This is a genomic window from Paenibacillus sp. J31R30 (assembly GCF_059692115.1).
This window is the reverse complement of record NZ_JCAUAV010000011.1, coordinates 99,593-119,271: the sequence shown is the minus strand read 5'-3', so window position 1 is coordinate 119,271 and position 19,679 is coordinate 99,593. Positions and strand designations below refer to the sequence as shown.

General features: G+C 42.6%; 11 protein-coding genes. All 11 read left to right on the top strand.

Features of this window, described 5'->3' with window-relative positions; genetic code table 11:
• Window positions 1–106: 106 nt before the first annotated feature.
• The 11 genes from AC58QO_RS26760 to AC58QO_RS26710 all read left to right on the top strand — a co-directional run bounded on the left by AC58QO_RS26760 (window position 107) and on the right by AC58QO_RS26710 (window position 19,645).
• Complete coding sequence (locus AC58QO_RS26760) at window positions 107–2,158, top strand: DUF5693 family protein (protein ID WP_497270932.1); 2,052 nt, start codon at window positions 107–109, stop codon at window positions 2,156–2,158.
• Complete coding sequence (gene csaB / locus AC58QO_RS26755) at window positions 2,131–3,267, top strand: polysaccharide pyruvyl transferase CsaB (protein WP_497270930.1); 1,137 nt, start codon at window positions 2,131–2,133, stop codon at window positions 3,265–3,267. Before AC58QO_RS26760 ends, csaB begins: the two co-directional genes overlap by 28 nt.
• 78 nt (window positions 3,268–3,345) lie before the next feature.
• Window positions 3,346–4,134: a WecB/TagA/CpsF family glycosyltransferase gene (locus AC58QO_RS26750; protein ID WP_497270929.1), complete on the top strand. Its 789-nt coding sequence runs from the start codon at window positions 3,346–3,348 to the stop codon at window positions 4,132–4,134.
• A gap of 138 nt (window positions 4,135–4,272) precedes the next feature.
• Window positions 4,273–5,382, top strand: coding sequence for a glycosyltransferase family 4 protein (locus AC58QO_RS26745; protein ID WP_497270927.1), 1,110 nt, complete (start codon window positions 4,273–4,275; stop codon window positions 5,380–5,382).
• A 186-nt stretch (window positions 5,383–5,568) separates the two neighbouring features.
• On the top strand, window positions 5,569–9,528 hold the full coding sequence (locus AC58QO_RS26740; RefSeq protein ID WP_497270925.1) for an S-layer homology domain-containing protein: 3,960 nt from the start codon (window positions 5,569–5,571) through the stop codon (window positions 9,526–9,528).
• Between the two features lie 604 nt (window positions 9,529–10,132).
• A complete protein-coding gene (locus AC58QO_RS26735) occupies window positions 10,133–13,213 on the top strand; it encodes an S-layer homology domain-containing protein (RefSeq protein WP_497270924.1) in 3,081 nt (1,026 codons plus the stop codon).
• A gap of 75 nt (window positions 13,214–13,288) precedes the next feature.
• Complete coding sequence (locus tag AC58QO_RS26730) at window positions 13,289–13,819, top strand: hypothetical protein (RefSeq protein ID WP_497270922.1); 531 nt, start codon at window positions 13,289–13,291, stop codon at window positions 13,817–13,819.
• A gap of 294 nt (window positions 13,820–14,113) precedes the next feature.
• Window positions 14,114–17,029: an S-layer homology domain-containing protein gene (locus AC58QO_RS26725; protein WP_497270921.1), complete on the top strand. Its 2,916-nt coding sequence runs from the start codon at window positions 14,114–14,116 to the stop codon at window positions 17,027–17,029.
• A 202-nt stretch (window positions 17,030–17,231) separates the two neighbouring features.
• Complete coding sequence (locus AC58QO_RS26720; protein ID WP_497270920.1) at window positions 17,232–17,501, top strand: alpha/beta-type small acid-soluble spore protein; 270 nt, start codon at window positions 17,232–17,234, stop codon at window positions 17,499–17,501.
• Window positions 17,502–17,892: 391 nt separating this feature from the next.
• Complete coding sequence (gene metK / locus AC58QO_RS26715) at window positions 17,893–19,107, top strand: methionine adenosyltransferase (RefSeq protein ID WP_497270918.1); 1,215 nt, start codon at window positions 17,893–17,895, stop codon at window positions 19,105–19,107.
• A gap of 196 nt (window positions 19,108–19,303) precedes the next feature.
• Window positions 19,304–19,645 carry a hypothetical protein gene (locus AC58QO_RS26710; protein WP_497270916.1) on the top strand — a complete coding sequence of 114 codons (342 nt, stop codon included), beginning with the start codon at window positions 19,304–19,306 and terminating at the stop codon, window positions 19,643–19,645.
• Window positions 19,646–19,679: the final 34 nt, after the last annotated feature.

Here is a 19,679-nt window from a genome sequence, read left to right as displayed (position 1 = left end):
ACCATGCATTGGGCGTTTTCCCCACGTTTGGGGGCGGAGAGGTTTTCGAATGTATACGGGATCATAAAGTGAATAAAAGTAGATGCTCTAAGGAGTGGAAAAACGAGTGAATTTGTATCAAACCTGGAATAACCCGTTAAGAAATATTTTGTGGTGCATCGTGATCTTAGGGATGCTATGCTCCTTGCCGCTTGCCTACGCGCGTCACCAAACCGAGACCTCAGCGAATCAAGTTGAATTTGTTTTTGACTATCGCGACTTACTGGATATTTCGGATGTGCAGACGAATCCGCAGAGCTTTGTGAACGCAGAGCTGAAGAACATGAAAGCCGCGGGCATAAGCTCTATGGCTGTTTATGAAAGTACATTAGGGGAGTTCAAGGAGAGCCGTCGCATTGAGATGTATAGCTCGCGTGACGCGGCCATGCTGACCCAAACACTTGGCGATCCGAGTGAGAATTTCACCTATGTGCTATTCGCGGATAGCCAGACTCAGCAGAAGCTTGAACCGCTGATCCAGAAAACGTTTGCAGATCTTAAGGTTGGTGTGAAGCCGTGGAGCTTCAAGAATCGGAATGGTCTTATCATTCAGATGAGTATGGATGACGCCTCCATTAAAGCGATGGATCCTGATCCGATTACGCTGCAAATGTTGAAAGATCAAGGCTTCCAAATCGTCGTGCGATTAGCGAATCGCAGACCGTTCAACACTAATGAGATGGATGCCATGTTGAAGAAATTCCATGATCTTGGTGTGAAGCGAATCATCGTGGATGGGAATGAAGTCCCTGGGTATACCGAAGAGAATACAGAAGTTAATTTGAATAAAATGGCCGATTTGCTCCATAAGAATGGTATCGGACTCGCGGCTATTGAGTTGTTGAAGGAACCGCAAAAAGGGTTCAGCACATTAGCTAAACAAACGAATTACAACGTCGTGCGCCTGCACTCTTTTACAGAGAAGGATGGCGAGAAACTGACAGAGCCGCTCAAGAAATCGGAGCTTGCTGACCGTATTCAAGGGGTGTCTGACCGACTTGTACTAGCCGTGAAAGATCGGAATATCCGTATGGTGTTTCTGAATGCCAAACCGGTGAAAAGCTTAGATAAAGGCAAAGTTGTTGATCCGCTTTCGTCCTATTATGCAGCCCTGCAGGGCAAAGATGGCGCGATTCCGCGTATTCAAGACGTAGGCTTTACGCTAGGGCCAGCAGAGGCATTCGATGTACAAACAACAGGTTGGCAGAAGATTGCTCGTTTCCTCTTACTGTTAGGCGGACTTAGCTTGATTGTGTGGATGATTTCGTTCTTCTTGCCAGAATTGACGATTGTTTTCTTCGTTCTGGGCTTGCTTGGTTTAGTTGCCTTACATACGCTTTCGGCTAATCTGTATGCGCAAGGACTTGCGTTGGCGACTGCCATTAGCGCACCTAGCGTTGCGGTTATGCTGGCAATTCGATCGGTACGCTCAGGTGTTGCAGCGAAGTGGAAGTCAGGACTGGCTTACGGGTTATGGCAGCTGCTTCGAACATCGCTTGTATCATGTTTAGGTATTGTTTATGTCGTAGCGCTGCTGAATCATGTAACGTATTCCTTGGTGTTGCAGCAATTTAGAGGTGTTGGGATGCTGCATTTGCTTCCAATTGGCATTGTTGGTCTGTATCTCTTGTTCTTTAGTGAGAATAATACGTATAAGGAAAAGATCGCGAATATTCGAAAATTGCTTTCTTCCTATATAAGCGTGTTGTGGATCGTGATTGCAGGCGTAGCACTTGCTGCTGTCTTCTACTACTTGTCTCGTACGGGGAATGAAGGACAAGCTTCTTCTATTGAGAAGTTATTCCGTTCTTTCTTGGAAAATACATTAGGCGTGCGTCCGCGGACAAAAGAATTCTTGGTGGCACATCCAATCTTCTTACTGGGTGCGTACTTATCAGTTCGCTACCGCCATGCTGTTTATTTACTCTTCATCGGCGTTGTTGGCCAGCTTTCTTTAGTGGATACGTTTGCTCATCTGCATACGCCGCTGCACATCTCCCTGATCCGTATCTCTTACGGACTCGTGCTAGGTGCTTTGATCGGACTAGTCCTTATTGCAGCTTGGGAAATACTCGCAAGGAGTTGGAAACGATGGGTACAGCCCCAATTGTCAAAATAGCGTTATCCGGCTACTACGGCTTCGATAATAGCGGGGATGAGGCTGTGCTGCAGTCGATTTTGTTCGCTTTGAAAGAGCAAGGCGAGGCGCAGGGCGTTCAGATTGAACCTATCGTGCTTTCGGCTAATCCTGAGAAGACCACTGAGATGTATGGCGTGAAGGCTTATCATCGGATGAAGCCAGGCTCGCTTTTGAAAGCTTTACGTGAGTCTGATGGTCTAATCAGCGGCGGTGGCAGCTTATTACAGGATGCTACCAGCTCGAAGACGATCCCGTATTACTTGGCTGTTTTGAAAATTGCCCAGTGGCTCGGGAAGCCAACGTTTATTTATTCGCAAGGCATCGGGCCGGTGAGCCGGCCGATGTTCTTTGGCTGGATCCGCAGCGTGTTCAAGCGCTGCGCGATCGTGTCGGTCCGCGATACAGAGTCCGCGGACTTGTTGGGTAAGATGCGTCTCCCGCGGGAGCGCATCACGGTCGTGCCCGATCCGGTGATGGGCCTGCCCCTCCGGGAGGGTGTTGAAGGCGGTGGCGTGCCGGATGGTGGCACGCCTAGTACTAGTGCGGTGCGGACGATCGGCGTGTCCGTCCGCTTCTGGAACGAGGACCGCTCGGAGCTGGAAGCTCTCGCGCGGTCGTTGCAAGAGCTGCTCGCAGCACGCACGGATGTGCAGCTGCGGTTCTTGCCCTTCCACCTCCCCTCGGATGAGGTGGCGTCGCAGTTCGTGATCGACCGCTTGGGCGATCACGGCGGGCGTGCGGCGATGGTGCGTGGCATCACGCATCCGCAGGATATGCTCGCGCAGGTCGCGGGATGCGACCTGCTGATCGGGATGAGGCTGCATTCTTTGATTTATGCAGCCTCGCAGTTCGTGCCTATGGTAGGCATCTCGTACGATCCGAAGATCGACCAGTTCCTCCATAGGCTTGGCATGAAAGCCGCCGCATCGACAGCTCGCTTCGATGCGCAGGAGTTTACGAAGGAGGCGTTGGGCCTCCTCGATGCTCGCGAGCAGTGGGCGGCGTCAAGCCGCGCCGCCATTGAGCAGCTGAAAGCGCAGGCGCAGCTGCCCGCGCAGCGGATTATTTCCTTTTACAAAAGGAAATAATGTTCCTGCTTGCATCCACATTCCACCAACTAGCAACCAAAACGTAACCTACAACGTCAATAATAAGGAAGAGATAAGATGAGCTCGACTTCAGTAACGAATGGGCCAGCAGCACTGGCGTCCTTACAAGCTATACCGAAGGTGCGTATCTACGGCGTACCGATCTCCAAAATGAGTATGAAACAAACCGTCGATTACTTAGCCAAAGTGATCGAATCGAAACAGCCGCATCAGGTTATCACCGCCAATCCCATTATGGTCATGGCCGCGCAGGATGATCCTTCTTATTTGAAAATGATGCAACGCGCGGAGTTGATTGTTCCGGATGGAACGGGGGTCGTATGGGCTGCCGCTCGTGTTGGCCAACCTGTCGCTGAGAGAGTGCCAGGCTATGATTTGATTCATGAGCTCATGAAGGTCGGGGAGAAGAAGGATTGGAAGGTCTATTTACTTGGGGCTTCTGATGAAGTCATTCAAGCTGCGGCTGAGAAAATCCGCACGACATACCCGAAGATCAACCTCGTTGGAGTCCGTGACGGCTATTTCGGTGATGCCGAGGATGCGGAAGTGATAAGGGTGATTAAAGCTGCTGCGCCAGACCTGCTTCTAGTAGGAAGAGCCGCGGCGAATCAAGAGCCTTGGATCGGGAAATACAAAGAACAATTGGGTGTGCCGGTCATGATGGGAGTCGGGGGAAGTTTTGATGTGCTTTCGGGCAAGCTAAAACGAGCACCCGTTTTTTTTCAAAAATTACGTCTGGAATGGTTCTACCGCCTTCTTCAAGAGCCTTGGCGCTATAAGAGAATGCTTCTACTCCCGAAATTCGCAGTGAAAGTGATGCGTGACAAAGAGAACGTCACTAAATGATGAAAATATCTATGAAAATTGGCTGAAAACGGTCAATTCAGATGAATTTAGCAGTAGTATTTGCGACGGAATGGGAGTATAATTCATTTCGGCGGTTACCAGCCTGCCACCCATGACAAGAGGAGCTGTGAAGAAGACATGTATGGATTATATGCGATAGGGTTTATTGCTGCGTGCGTTATGGCGCTGTTGCTGACACCCCTGGTCAAAAAATTTGCCTTCTTGGTAGGAGCTGTTGATGCCCCGAACCATCGGAAGGTTCATACGCGAATTATGCCGCGTCTAGGAGGATTAGCGATTTTCCTTGCGTTCGTCGGAGCTTATTTCGTCGTCTCTCCAGCACTTGATACCGTGAACTCAGATGCTGCTTATGGACTTTTGCTCGGAGGCTTTGTGATTGTTCTCACAGGAGCCCTAGATGATCGCTTTCAACTATCACCCAAATGGAAACTGTTAGGCCAGCTCATCGCTGCCTGTATCGTTGTTTCCTTTGGACTCAAAATAGATTTGGTTAATATACCTTTCGGAGAAACCAATTTGCCGATTGGCTGGTTGAGTATCCCGATTACGATCTTATGGATTGTTGGCGTATCGAATGCGATTAACTTGATTGATGGCCTTGATGGCTTGTCAGCGGGTGTATCGGGTATCGCAACAACTACTATTCTCGTACTTGCCCTAATGATGGGTAATGTCACTGTTATTTTGCTTTGTTTGATTTTGCTAGGAAGTATCTCAGGCTTCATGTTCTTTAACTTCCATCCGGCCAAAATCTTCATGGGCGACTCCGGCGCCTTGTTCCTGGGCTTCGCCCTTGCAACGCTATCGATTCTCGGCTTTAAGCAAGCGGCCGTCGTTTCACTTTTAATTCCGATTATGATTCTAGGTGTGCCATTATCTGATACTTTCTTCGCAATGCTTCGCCGTTATGTGAATAAACTGCCGATCTCGGCACCGGACAAAAGCCACTTGCATCACTGTCTATTGCAAATGGGCTTCAGCCATCGTACAAGCGTCCTGATCATTTATGGAATTGCTGCGATCTTCGGTGGCAGCGCGGTAGTCTGCTCGGTGTTTATTTCCCAAGACTCCACATGGGGACTGATCATGATAATAGTAGCATTGTTCCTCGTTATGCTTGTAGGAGCAGAGGCGATTGGTATTATTAGCAAAAGCCGTAAGCCAGTAATCAACTTCCTGCAAAGGCTAATTGGTAAGCAAGTGCAGAGTGATCGCGTAGGTAAATAAACCATTTTTAGAATAGAGAGACCCCCATCTAAGTGATGGGGGTCTTTTTTGCTGAAAAATGTCAATATTGGTTGAATTGTAGAAGTTTTCAAGAAGGATGACTAAACAAAATGGATGCATTTGCCGATAACATATACATATCTATGTACAAGCTAAGTCAGCTTTAGAAAAAGGAGAGGTAGAAACATGTTTAAGATGCGCTTTTTTGCTTGGACGATGATTGCGGCCTTATTATTGACACTTATTCCATTTGCCGGTCCAGTTCAAGCCGCTGCGACGTTTTTTGTTCCGGATGATACGAATATTTCCCGAACTTCAAATGTAGATGAAAAAGAAACGGATTTAACAAAAATCACAGCATTAAAGCGGGAGAATGTATTTGTTACAACCAACAAAGAACTCACGATTAATGGTTCCTATCAGTTTGTTGCCAAAGACACAATGACCGTTAAAGTAGAGCAATTGCTATACGCGCAAGGTAAGTGGAACACAGATACCAATCGCACGACAACTAAGGGTGTTACCGCAAGCACCTCTAACCGATTCTCGGCAACGGCACTGCCGCTGTACTCGGGTTATAACCGAATTACATTCACAGGTATACAAGGTGGAATCAATAAGACAGATACCTTCTATGTGCTATATGATGAAGTGCCATACCTTGGGTATCTGAAAGTCACTTCTGGCTCTAACCCTTCAGCTAACCTGAATCAGGGTACCAGCATGGTTGTGGATACGGAACAGATTATTCTAGAAGGTAAAGCCCTGAATGCAACAAATGTATCCGTAAATGGTTACCAAGCTTCGATTCTGGATGATGGTACCTTTTTTGCGCCGGCGATTAAATTGAATCCAGGTACGAATACATTGAATATCATTATTTCGAATCCTAGTAATGAGTTGAAAGTTAGTAGAACAATTTATTACTTTAATGCTACGAAGCCTTATAACAAAATTGAAGTTGTTCATGAAGATGATTGGAACAGTTCAATTTTGAATACCGTTCCGATATTAACCGCTGATCATTCTCCTACCGCTGAGCAAGCAAGCCTTAATGTTGAAATGCTAGTGCCTTACAGTGCACAAGATTTTAAAACCAACGCTTCTGTTAAAATTAATGCGACTAACATTGGTGTCGATAAGGTTAATAGTACGCTTGTAGTTCCTGGAAGTGATGGGGTTACACCTGCGTACAAAATAGTAGATTTTACAACGAATTTATTTAATTTCCAACCAAGTACAAGTGGGGTTGGTTATGCCCAATTGCAGTCTGTATCTTTGGATGTTTATTATGATACCTTCCGAGGAGTTGCTAATAATTCATTTAAATATTTTCCGAATGATGTAGTTATTAATAATGTCTATCTTCTCACCGACAGCAGAGTAGGTTTGGCTCCTGTTGGAGGAGATCTATACAATATTGATCAAACATATACCAAAGTTCCGCTTGATCAAGCTGAGATTCAGAAGCCTGATTTCTACATCTTGGTAGAAACCAATAGAGATATTGAAGTAGTTGGTGGGGTTTCGAATACACCAGACCAGGGCAGCTCTCAGCTTTCTGGAAAACTTCTTCCAATTGGCATCGCGCCGCTTTCCATTGAGTATGTGGGTAATTATTACACCGATATTACTGATCCACTTGCACCAGTGGCTAGTCCAAACAAGAAAGTATATAAGGTTACTGGATTCCCGACCGGTAGTCAGTCCATATCACTCCAATATGCAGGCGCTATTTCTGATTACAAAGCGTCACTGACGTATGTTTCCAAAAACTTTATTTCCATTGAGAATTTAATTGATGGCCAAACGATTGAAATTGACTCACGCACGCTTCCAACTAATGGTGAAAACCTTTTAATCAAGGGTGCCTACGTAGGTTTTGACTATTTAACTGATCACGAGCTCTTTTTAAATGGACAACTGGTGACTCCGTTTGCTCTTGATGGATCCAATCGTTTTAATAATCTTCAGCTGCAGATTGGCGATACAAGACTATCACCACCGCTTCCCTCACTCTCTGTAGGGGAAAATAGATTAGTCTTTACTGGGACTTATACGAATGGTACGAGTGTCAGTGAAATCTCCAAAGAAATTCGGATTTACGTCGTAGACAAAAATGTGCCAGTCATTGAAAGGTTCCAACCTTCTGCATTACCAATTGGAGGCCGTGTTGCTTTCCAAGCGATGCCTATGTCTGACACGCTACTTTCACAAATTTTCTTTACAAGTCCGGATATGTTATTTGTTACGGAGAAAGGCAAATTTGTGACAAGTCGGAAAAGCTATGATTTGTCCTTTAAAGTCGGAGGCATTAATAGCATCGTAGTGAAAAGAGGAAGCGATCCGATTTTAACTTTGGATCCAGCAAGTATTCCAGACCCAGCTACTCCTTCTATTATTTCCAAGGCAGCCGTTGGCACTACACCTGCTTACGATTTGAGTGGGAGTAAAGATAATCTCGTCGTACGTTTAAATAACTTGATTTTCGACGCACCAGGCAGCCACGTATACACATTAGAATTAACGAATAAGACAGGCGCTAAGGTTAACCAAAGAGTAGAAGTAGAACGCGTATTAGAACCGTTCCGCATTCTATCTCCAGTAGCAACTGTTGGCAGCCGCATTGTTGTGAACAAGAACTTTGTACAATTTGATGTAGAAGCTGAAGGGGCAACAGAAGTAACGATTAATGGTGTTAAAGCAACGAAAAGACCAGATTTGAGCGATCGTTTCATCTATAACTTCATTGGTCTTAAACCGGATAAAGAAACAGCTATAAAGCTCGTGATTACACGTCCAGGGGGAGCACTGAATCAAACTGTAAATGTGTTCTACGCGAGTGCAATTCAAGAAGACACGGAGTTTATGGAAGCTATTAAAACCAAACATAGTGTCTTCAATAAAGGGCTTGAGCTTTCGTTTCCGAAAGGAACGATTCTGAAAGCCGATAGTCCTGCTAATGGTGTTACACAATTCTATGATAAAACCAATTTGCTCTTCGGTATTGCTGATCCAACAGATGGTGTTGTCGAGAGAAGGAACGATTACGGAAATATCATCAATCGCGATATCGATGCACGGACAGATGCCAGAGCGCCGTTAGGTCAGTCTGTTATTCGAATTCCTGACATTTTGGTTCAACGCTATATCTCCGAAATCAATAGAAGAAACTTCAGTCGTGTTTCTCCTGTCTACTGGATTTCAGGCGGTGTGGGTGAAGAAGGCGTTGTAGGTGCTGCTAATTACAAGCCTGCTACAGACGGTCTTACGCCTTACTCGGTTGAAGGGACATTTACATTGTTCCCATCCACGCGCAAAGTTGTTCCTACGAACAGAGGCGAGCTCACGCTGAAGTATGATCAAAGCGTAGTTGAGGCTGTAGGTACAACTGTAACGGTATTCTTCTTTAATGATAAGGGAGAATGGGTAAACCTAGGCGGGGAAGTTGATGCTAAAAACAACACAATCACAGTTCCGTTCGATGACTTCGGATACTATATGGTTACGAAATTAAAGTATGGATTCCCGGATGTAACGAATCATCCATGGGCTCGAAATGTACTTGAAGCACTTTTCTCTAAAGGTATAATGCCTAACCTACGTTTCGATACGTTTGGTACAGACGATTTAACAACGCGTGGCGAGTTTGCAACTATGCTTGTGAAGTCCTTGAACATTCCATTGAACTATGATAACAATCAAACATTCTTTGAAATTGGCCCTGGCGCACGTTCTTTGACATGGGATTACGCTCATATTGAGACCGCGGCACGGGTAGGTATTATTGCAGGTCTTGATAATCGTTTCTTCGGAGCTGATCTCAAGGTAACTCGTGAGCAAGCGGCTACGATGATCGCTCGAGCACTAGAGCTTAAGTTGGCTATTAATGATGCTAAGCTCGCGGCAAGCTTGTCTAAGCTGTATACAGACTCATCCCAGTTTTCCTACTATGCGATTCCTGCGATTGACGCTGTGAGTAAAGCAGGCATAATGGTAGGCAAGCCTAATGAGTTGGTAGCTGGTGAGAAGAAGCAAACCGTACGTTTTGATGCAACTGCCAATTTAACGCGCGCAGAGGCTGGTCAGATCGCTGTACGATTGCTGCAGAAGTATTCTAAAATGTTCCCGACGAACCTTAACTAAGGCTAGAACTAAGAGGTCTACCCAAGTAGAAATATAATTCTACTAGAGGGTAGGCCTTTTAGTTTTATTAGAATAGTCAGTATGTATTAGTGCTCATTTATGTAATCTTAAGTCAATCTTAAGCATTTCATAAGATTCAGGACATACTTCCTTTACAAATACGTCGTAAGCTATGAAGTATACTTTGTAAAAGTGAATTGAAGTAGATACTTCTCCTTATGGAAAATACTTAACAATGAAAAGATGTATATAGTATCGTATACTAAGTTTGTAGCAGAGGAGATAGACTGTAAGCTACACACGAAATGAAGAAGTAAAAACACTAAAAATGAACGAGTTGAAAATATTTTAAAGAACATCGCAACTTTTTGAAACATTATGCGTTTAATACTTTGAAACACCCAATGAATTAACAAACGTTATAGATTGGATGATTCACGCAAAAAAGTTCTTTACGATCTAGAATGATCAATGTATAATGTAAATTGGTCTAGGTTCCTATTTTATTTCATTACAGTTTACTAGTTTCAAATGTAGCTTGGATAGCTACAAGCGAACCTTAGTTATATTATGCTCTAACTCTGGAGGGGGGGTGAACAATAAGATGAGTGAATCGAGCTGGAATAAAGAACGAAATAACTTAAAAAATAAAACTCACGATATTCAAGGAGGAGAAAAAAAGGTTATGAAAAAAAGTTTAAAAGTAATCGCAACAGCAACTCTAGCATTCTCAATGTTCGCATCGGTGGCAATGGCTGCTGAAACAACTGGCACTACTACTACTCCTACAGCTACTACAACTGCAACAGCAGTTAAAACTTCCAAAGATTTTAAAGATCTTGCTGGTTTAGATGCAGGCTTGCTTGCTAAAATCGACGCTATGCTTGCTAAGAAGTATTTCGAAGGTACAGCTGATGATTCATTCGGTATCAAAGAAAACATGACTCGCGCACAATTCGCGAAAGTTCTTGTTCTAGTTGCTGGAATCAAAGTTGACGATACAGTTAAAACTTCCAGCTTTGAAGATGTAAAAGCTGACGATAAAGCTAACGGTTGGGCAATTCCTTTCATCGAAGCTGCTAAAAAAGCAGGTCTAGTTGACGGTAAAACTGACAAAACTTTTGATCCAGCTGCTAACGTAACTCTTGGTGAGTTCGCTACTGCACTTCTTAAAGGTCTTGGAGTTAAACCAGACACAACAGGTACTCCTTGGTACGCTGACGCAATCAAACAAGCAGTTGCACAAAAATTGCTTCCAGAAGGTACTGATGGTTCCAAATCAGCTACTCGTGCTGACCTAGTTGTTGGTGCTTTCACAGCTGACGCTGCTATCGCTAACGTTGGTAAAGTTTCCGTAACTGAAGCTAAAGCAACTGGTGTACAACAAGTAACAGTTAACTTCAGCAAAGCAGTTGACGATACTAAAGCGAAAATCGAATTGAAAAAAGGCAACTTAGCAGTAGCTACAACTGCAAAATTTGCAGATGATAAGAAATCAGTAGTATTGACTTTGACTAGCGTTAAAGTTACAGAAGGCAGCTACACAGCTACGCTTTCCGGTCTTGATGCAGCTGCAGTTGAAAAAACAACAGCAACATTCACAGCAGAAAACGAAAAAGTTGCAAAACTTAGCTTCGTAAATTCAAATGACAAAGTACCACAAGTAGCTGGCCTTGTACTTTCCATCAAAGCAGAAAACCAATACGGTGAGAATGCTTCCCTAAATGCTGGAAACTACTCAGTTTATGGAGTTCCGACTGCTGCAGCTCCATCAATTATTCGTAATGCAGATACAGGTTTGCTTGATCTTACAGTTAACACGTCTAACACTACAACGTTCCCAACTGAAATTGGTGTTCTACCAATCACTGTAAGCTTGAATCAATCATCTGTTTCCGTTTCCAAAACATTCAAAATCGGTATTTCCCAACAAGTTTCTAAAGTTGAAATTAAAGATGCAGCTTACCCAACTGGTAAAACAGCTCTTTCAGCTGAAGCTGATAAAGCAACTTATGATCTTGTAAGATATGACCAATATGGCTTTAAAATGGTTGCAGAAGCAGCAACTTCAATCGTTCCAGTTATTACACCAAGCGACCTAAATATCCTTACAAAAACAGTTGTTGCTGGAAACAAATTAGAAGTAGCTGTTGCAACTGGTAAAAAAGTTGACAAAACAGGTGACTACACTGTTACTTACTATGAAGGTGGAGCATCTGCTACAGCGAAACTTTCTCTTAAAGCAGGTACTGTACCTACTAAATTAGAATTCGGTACTTACACAGGTGTAATTGCTGAGAACGATACAGCTGCTAAGTATATCCCAGTTGTAGCATATGATGCTGAAGGCAAACAATTAAGCGCTCAAGACATCGTTGACAATGCAAGCAGCATCAACTTTACTGTATCAGGAGCAACTGTTGCTGATTCAGCAACTGATGCAACTGTTACTGATAACGGTATCGTGAAATACGGAGAGAACAAAGGTAAACTTAAACTAGGATCCATCATTGCAAAAGAGAGAGGCGTTGTATACCTATACATGTCTATCTACAATGCAAACGTTCAAACACAAGCTCAACTTCCTTTGACAGTAGTTGCTTCACGTACTCCTGAAAGTGTAGTGCTTTCTGGTAGTGAGCCAACGAAAAAAGCTTTGGGTAGCACTGTTGGTACTGCTTCAACAACTTTCAAAGTTCTAGTTAAGGACCAATATGGTGAAACTTTGGATACTGTAAACGCTGCTGCAATTGCTGCTAACTACACAGTAAACTTCAAAGTGGATGGGACTACTGCTAACGTAACTCTTAATGGCGCTGCTGTAGCTGCAGGAACTATTCCTCTTACTGATCTAGTAAACGGATTAAACGATAAAGAAATCAAGTTTGTTACCGCTGGAGCGACAGCAGGTAAAACATATGTTGAGATCTCCATCAAAAAAGATACTGCTGAAGTATCCCCTGCTTTCAAGAGAACTTTAGAAGTTATTACAAGTACTGATTTGACTTACAAAGCTAACACTTTGGCAGATCTTTATGCAATTACTGTAAATGACACTTCTAAACTAACAGCTCCATTCAACGAAAATGCTAACAGCAAATTTGCTAGAGGCGTAGCTCTTACTATCACTGATAAAGCTGGCGATACAGTAGCTGTTCCAGATGCTCTTAAAGCAGTTAAAACTGCTTACACATCTGATGCAAGTGTTGCGACAGTTTCCACAGCTGGTAAAGTACTAGGTCAAAAAGCTGGAACTACAACTGTAACAGCAGTAGTTTATAAAGCTAACGGAGAAACTCAAGATTTCACTTATACAGCAAATGTTAAAGCAGATGTACCAGTTGTTGCTACTTTGACAGCTAGTGCAAACGTGGCTTACAACGCTGCAAAAGAAGTTGAGTATCTACTTGGTGTTAAAGTTGTAGATAACTACGCTATTGAGTACAAATATGATGATAAAGGTACAACAACTGGCGCTACTCCAATGGCTGATGATGTAAACTATATCAAAGGTTACAATGTATTCTTCGGAGTTCAATACATTATCTCCAACGTTAAAGGTGGCGGTACTGTAGTTTACAACGCTACAACTAACAAATTTGATATTACAGGAACTGTTAATGAGTTTGTTGTAAAAGCAATCTCCAGCAATGGTAAAACTACAACAACTCTTGTAACTAACTAATTTTGTAATATTCTAATGATGGATGAAAGAGACCCTTCGGGGTCTTTTTCTTTTATTAAATAAAGGAGTTAAATTATGCGAGCCACCAAAAGTGTTATTATTGCATGTGCGTGTATATTAGTAGTTTTATCAATAATTACTACATCTCAAGCCGAAGCCCCATCACCTGGTACAACCGACCCGCTGATCACGCAAAGCTACTTCGAGCAGAACACCTTAAGCGAAGTCAAGGTGAAGGAGATCGTGGCCTCCGCGATCGCTGCTAGCGGGAGCAACGGAGGCACGGGCACTACCCCTACGACTGCGGCGAACATGAAAGTTGTCCAATTGCAGAATGGACAAACTTTATATGCCGGCGCAGGCGCAGAGTTTATCGTGCGAACAGGCAAGGTGCTGGCCGTGAGCAACGATGAGAACGGCATCCCGGATGTTACGGGAGGCAAAGACTTGGCAGCGGGGACGGAAGTCGCGCTGAATCATCTTTTGATTTTCCCGACAGAAGGCCGTGGTATTAAGCCTTCGCCGAAGAATGACACGTCTATTTATGTCATGGTACGCGGTGCATTTTTGATTTTGAATGCAGACGGTAGTAAGGTTACGCAGTAAGTGTTTACTATATTATTTTAACCAAACTGACAACTGCCTATGCGTTTCGTCTCGGTTTCGATCAGTATGGACATTAACAGCTCTAATTCCTTTTAAGGAGTTGGAGCTGTTTCTATGTTGAAACGTGAGAGCAAACTGTAATGCTTTGATTTATGCAATTGGAAAATACATTGTAATGAATGATTTATAGATTCATAGTATACTCAATTTGTAGCCGAGATGATACACGAATCAGTACACGAAGTGCTGCAAGGAAATGAAATCAACTACAGACACCTGGGAGGAATTACACATATGAAAAAAAGTTTAAAAGTATTAGCGTCCGCAACTCTAGCATTCTCAATGTTTGCATCGGTGGCAATGGCTGCTGAAACAACTGGCACTACTACGACTCCTACAGCTAGCACAACTGCAACAACAGTTAAGACTTCAAAAGACTTTAAAGATCTTGCTGGATTGGATGCAGGTTTGCTTGCTAAAATCGACGCTATGCTTGCTAAGAAATATTTTGAAGGAACAGCTGAAGATTCATTCGGTATCAAAGAAAACATGACTCGCGCACAATTCGCGAAAATTCTTGTTCTAGTTGCTGGAATTAAAGTTGACGATACAGTAAAAACTTCCAGCTTTGAAGATGTAAAAGCTGACGATAAAGCTAACGGTTGGGCAATTCCTTTCATCGAAGCTGCTAAAAAAGCAGGTCTAGTTGATGGTAAAACGGATAAAACTTTTGACCCAAGCGCTAACGTAACATTTGGTGAGTTCGCAACTGCACTTCTTAAAGGTCTTGGAATTAAACCAGATACAACAGGTACTCCTTGGTATGCTGACGCGGTTAAAAAAGCGGTTGAGCAAAAATTATTTGCAGAAGGTACTGACGGTTCCAAATTTGCTACTCGTGCTGATCTAGTAGTGGGTGCTTATGCAGCTGATGCAGCTATGGCAAACGTCGGCAAAGTATCAGTAACTGAAGCAAAAGCAACTGGCGTACAACAAGTAACAGTTAACTTCAGCAAAGCAGTTGACGATACGAAAGCGAAAATTGCTTTGACAAAAGGTAACGTTGCGGTTGCAACAACAGCAAAATTTGCTGACGACAAAAAATCCGTAGTTTTGACATTAACTAACGTTAAAGTTACAGAAGGCAGCTACACAGCTACGCTTTCCGGTCTTGATGCAGCTGCAGTTGAGAAAACAACAGCAACTTTCACAGCTGAGAACGAAAAAGTTACAAAACTTAGCTTCGTAAATGCAAGTGATAAAATTCCACAAGTAGCTGACCTAGTTCTTTCCATTAAAGCTGAGAACCAATATGGTGAAAATGCATCTTTGAATGGTAGTAACTACTCCGTATTCCCTGCTTCTACTGGCACACTAACACGTAACGCTGACACAGGTTACCTTGACTTGAAAGTAGATACTCACGACAGCGCACTTTATCCAACTGAAATTGGTGTCCTTCCAGTTACGGTTAGCTTAAATCAATCTGCTGTATCTGTATCCAAAACATTTAAAATTGGAACACAACAGCTAGTTTCTAAAGTAGAGCTTAAAGATGCAGCTTATGCAAATGGTAAAACTGCACTATCTACTGATGGCGATCAAGTTACGTTTGATATCACAAGATATGACCAATATGGTTATAAAATGGTAGCAGATGCTCCAACAACTAGTACGCCTGTTGTTACACCTAATGATATGAACGTTCTTGATAAATCTGTTGCTGATAACAAAGTAGTTGTAAAAGTAGCTGCAGGTAAAAAAGTTGATAAAACGGGTGAATACACTGTAACTTACTATGATGGTGGTGCTTCAGCAACTGCAAAACTATCCTTGAAAGCAGCAAGCGCGCCTACTAAATTAGAGTTTGGTACTTTCACTGGAACAATTGCAGAAGGTGATACAGTTGCTAAATACATTCCAATCGTAGCTTATGATGCTGAAGGTAAACAACTTTCTACACAAGATATCGTTGATAACGCTGCTAGCATTAGCTTCACAGTATCTGGCGCTACAGTTGCAACTACTTCAGATGTAACTAATGGTATTGTTAAGTATGGTGAGCATAAAGGACAATTGAAATTGGGTGCTGTAAGTGCAAAAGAGAGAGGCGTCGTGTACTTGTACATGTCCATCTATAACGGTAATGTTCAAACTCAAGCTCAATTACCAATAACAGTTGTAGCTCAACGTACACCTGAAAGTGTAGTTCTTTCTGGAACAACAGAACCAGCTAAAAAAGCTTTGAATACGGCAACTACAACTTACAAAGTATTAGTTAAAGACCAATATGGTGAGACTTTAGATACAACAACAGCTGGATATAAAGTTACTGCTAATGTTGAAGGAGCTACTTCTGCAATTACTATGGGCGATGTAGCAGTTACTGATGGAGCAACATTTACTGACCTTAAAGGTAAAGTGAATGATAAAGAGATTAAATTTACTGCGGGCTCCACTGTAGGTAAAACAACTCTTAAATTTACAATCACTAAAGACGGCGCTGAGGTTTCTCCGTCATTCAAGAGAACTGTAGAAGTTATCGAAAACAAAGATTTGACTTACTCCGCTAACACGCTATCCGATTTGTTCGCTATTCAAACAAACGATAAAGCGAAAACTGGCATCTTCGCTGATGGAACTCAAAGCAAATTTGCTAAAGCGGTAGCTGTTACTGTTAAGGACAAAACGGGCGATACTGTTGCAGTTCCAGACGCATTGAAAGCAGTCAAAACTGCATATGTTGCGGATTCTAACATTGCAACTGTGACACCTGATGGTAAAGTACTTGGTCAAAGAGTGGGTACAACTACTGTTACTGCTGTTATTAACAAAGCTAATGGCGAAACTCAAGACTTCACTTATACTGTAAATGTAAAAACTGAAGCACCTTTAGTTGCAACATTGACTGCTGATGCGTATGTTGATTATGACGGAGCAAAAGATATCGAACAATTAATTAATGCTAAAGTTGTTGATAACTATGGTGTTGAATACAAATACGTGACTGGTACAACTAATGTAAACAACATCAAGAATTACAACGATTTCTTCGGTGTTCAGTACATTATCTCTAATGTACAAGGTGGCGGTACTGCGAAAGTAGATGCAGGTAAGATTGTAGTTGATGGAACTGTGAGCGAGTTCGTTCTGAAAGCTGTTTCCAGCAATGGCAAAACAACAACAACTCTTGTATCAGTAACACCTTAATATTTCGTAATAACGAACGAGAAAGAGACCCTTCGGGGTCTTTTTTTCATAAATATCTACTCCATAATTTTACCCGAATTGACAACTTTCTATTCGTGTTACCTGTACGATTCTAGCCATACTAATCATTGTACCCAACAGAGAATGGGCAGCTGTTAAAGCGTGCATGATGACAACTAAAACTCTGAGGAGGCGTTTGGTTATGGCAAGAAGTAAAGTGGTTCCAGAGTCGAAAAAGGCATTGGATATACTAAAGTATGAGATTGCTGCTGAATTGGGCTTGCCAGTAGGTAAGCAAATGTCATCGATGAATGCTGATACGGAGTTTGCGACAGAACTTGGATCAATCCAGGCCTCATCAATGAAAGAAGACTACTGGGGACATATCACATCTAGAGATGCAGGTGCTGTGGGCGGTCGGATTACGCAGCGTCTGATTCAACGAGCCGAAGAAACGTTATTTACTCTGTAATCATTTATTAATAATAAAATGAACAAAGAGGTCAGCTACCGCTGACCTCTTTGTTCATTCTGTAGTTAAAATTCAAGTCGGAATATCCAATAAAAAATGAAAATATAAATTGACATTAGACGACAAATGAAGTAGGATGGTTTATTGAAGGTCAATATTCAATTTAACCTTTTCCTATTGGGGAAGGGTCATTTTAATGTTGTCTTTATTCATGATTTATAATATTTACCTAGTGCGGAATTCAAAGATCTTATCAGCGCATGAGCGCAAAAGAGGGATTCCGTTTGGCGTGAAAAGCTGCCGCTAAAGCCGGGCCCATTTTTTTTTATTATAGAGGCATCGAGTAGAAGCTTTTCAAACATACTAAATGTAATGTAGGAGGATGAATAATATGGCTCAAGTTCGTGGACGTCGTTTATTTACATCCGAATCCGTAACAGAAGGTCATCCAGATAAAATTTGTGACCAAATTTCTGACTCGGTTTTGGATGCATTTCTAGCTAATGATCCGAATGCTCGTGTAGCATGTGAGGTATCTGTAGCAACTGGTTTGGTATTGGTAATTGGTGAAATCACTTCGAAGTCTGAATATGTAGATATTCAAGCGATCGCAAGACAAACAATTAAAGACATTGGTTACACACGCGCGAAGTACGGTTTTGACTCCCAAACGTGTGCGGTTCTCGTTTCGTTGAACGAGCAATCTCCTGATATTGCACAAGGTGTGGATAGAGCTCTTGAAGCAAGAGAAGGTTCCATGTCTGATGAAGAAATCGAAGCAATTGGTGCTGGTGACCAAGGCTTGATGTTCGGTTTTGCTGTAAATGAGACGCCTGAGCTTATGCCTCTTCCGATCTCCATTTCTCACCAATTGGCTCGTCGTTTGACAGAAGTTCGTAAGAATGGCACTCTTCCATACCTGCGTCCAGATGGTAAAACACAAGTAACTGTTGAGTATATCGACGATAAACCTGTTCGTGTAGATGCCATTGTTGTATCCACACAGCATGATGAGAATACAACTTTGGAGCAAATCCAAAAAGATATTAAAGAGCATGTTATTACGCCTATCGTTCCAGCTCACTTGTTGGATGAGAACACAAACTATTTCATTAACCCAACAGGTCGTTTCGTTATCGGTGGACCTCAAGGGGATGCTGGTTTGACTGGTCGTAAAATTATCGTTGATACGTACGGTGGTTATGCTCGTCATGGCGGCGGTGCGTTCTCTGGTAAGGATCCAACAAAAGTTGACCGTTCCGGTGCTTACGCGGCGCGTTATGTTGCGAAGAACATCGTAGCAGCTGGTCTTGCTGAGAAATGTGAAGTTCAATTGGCTTACGCAATTGGTGTTGCTCGTCCGGTTTCCATTGCTGTGGATACGTTCGGTACGGCTAAAGTAAGTGAAGAGAAGCTTGTTGAGCTGATTCACTCCAACTTTGACCTTCGCCCAGCGGGTATCATTAAAGAGCTTGATCTTCGTCGTCCTATCTACCGTCAAACAGCGGCTTATGGCCACTTCGGTCGTAACGATCTTGATGTTCCTTGGGAGCGTACAGATAAAGCAGAAACATTGAAAGCACAAGCGTTAGAGCTTAAGCATTAGAATAGATTGAAGCCGTCCTTTTTGGGCGGCTTTTTGTTTGTAGTGGAAAATAAATTAACTTTAGTGATTTCATGTGATTGCAACTGCAATTTAGCTATGGTAGTATATGTCTATGTCATCTAATGCTATTACATAGGGAATTATGTTATGATGAATACTAGATATGTTCTGTTTTATTAGAAGAAGGGGGAGCGATATGTTAGATAATGATTTGAAAGACGCACTTACCGCTATACTTAAAGCAGAATTATCACCAGTAATTGAGAGGCTTGATGGCATTGATTCTCGATTAGATGGGGTAGACGCTCGACTAAATAGCATTGATTCTCGATTAGATGGAGTAGACGTTCGACTAAATAGCATTGATTCTCGATTAGATAGGCTAGAATTCGAACAAACCCAAATCAAACAAGCCGTACTAGAAACCAATGAGATCGTGAAGCGTCTGGAGGTTGTTCAAGAACAACAACACAGGATTATTGAGCTTCTCTCAGCGCGTTCGATTGAACAAGAGGCCAAACTAAAGAAAATTATTTGATCATATATTTTATATAAAAAAGCATCTCAAGCAG

What these genes read in the sequence shown, in the direction of transcription:
- csaB (WP_497270930.1), top strand. Translation starts at nt 2,131, where the DNA reads ATGGGTACAGCCCCAATTGTCAAAATAGCGTTATCCGGCTACTACGGC.
- AC58QO_RS26750 (WP_497270929.1), top strand. Translation starts at nt 3,346, where the DNA reads ATGAGCTCGACTTCAGTAACGAATGGGCCAGCAGCACTGGCGTCCTTA.
- AC58QO_RS26745 (WP_497270927.1), top strand. Translation starts at nt 4,273, where the DNA reads ATGTATGGATTATATGCGATAGGGTTTATTGCTGCGTGCGTTATGGCG.
- AC58QO_RS26740 (WP_497270925.1), top strand. Translation starts at nt 5,569, where the DNA reads ATGTTTAAGATGCGCTTTTTTGCTTGGACGATGATTGCGGCCTTATTA.
- AC58QO_RS26735 (WP_497270924.1), top strand. Translation starts at nt 10,133, where the DNA reads ATGAGTGAATCGAGCTGGAATAAAGAACGAAATAACTTAAAAAATAAA.
- AC58QO_RS26730 (WP_497270922.1), top strand. Translation starts at nt 13,289, where the DNA reads ATGCGAGCCACCAAAAGTGTTATTATTGCATGTGCGTGTATATTAGTA.
- AC58QO_RS26725 (WP_497270921.1), top strand. Translation starts at nt 14,114, where the DNA reads ATGAAAAAAAGTTTAAAAGTATTAGCGTCCGCAACTCTAGCATTCTCA.
- AC58QO_RS26720 (WP_497270920.1), top strand. Translation starts at nt 17,232, where the DNA reads ATGGCAAGAAGTAAAGTGGTTCCAGAGTCGAAAAAGGCATTGGATATA.
- metK (WP_497270918.1), top strand. Translation starts at nt 17,893, where the DNA reads ATGGCTCAAGTTCGTGGACGTCGTTTATTTACATCCGAATCCGTAACA.
- AC58QO_RS26710 (WP_497270916.1), top strand. Translation starts at nt 19,304, where the DNA reads ATGTTAGATAATGATTTGAAAGACGCACTTACCGCTATACTTAAAGCA.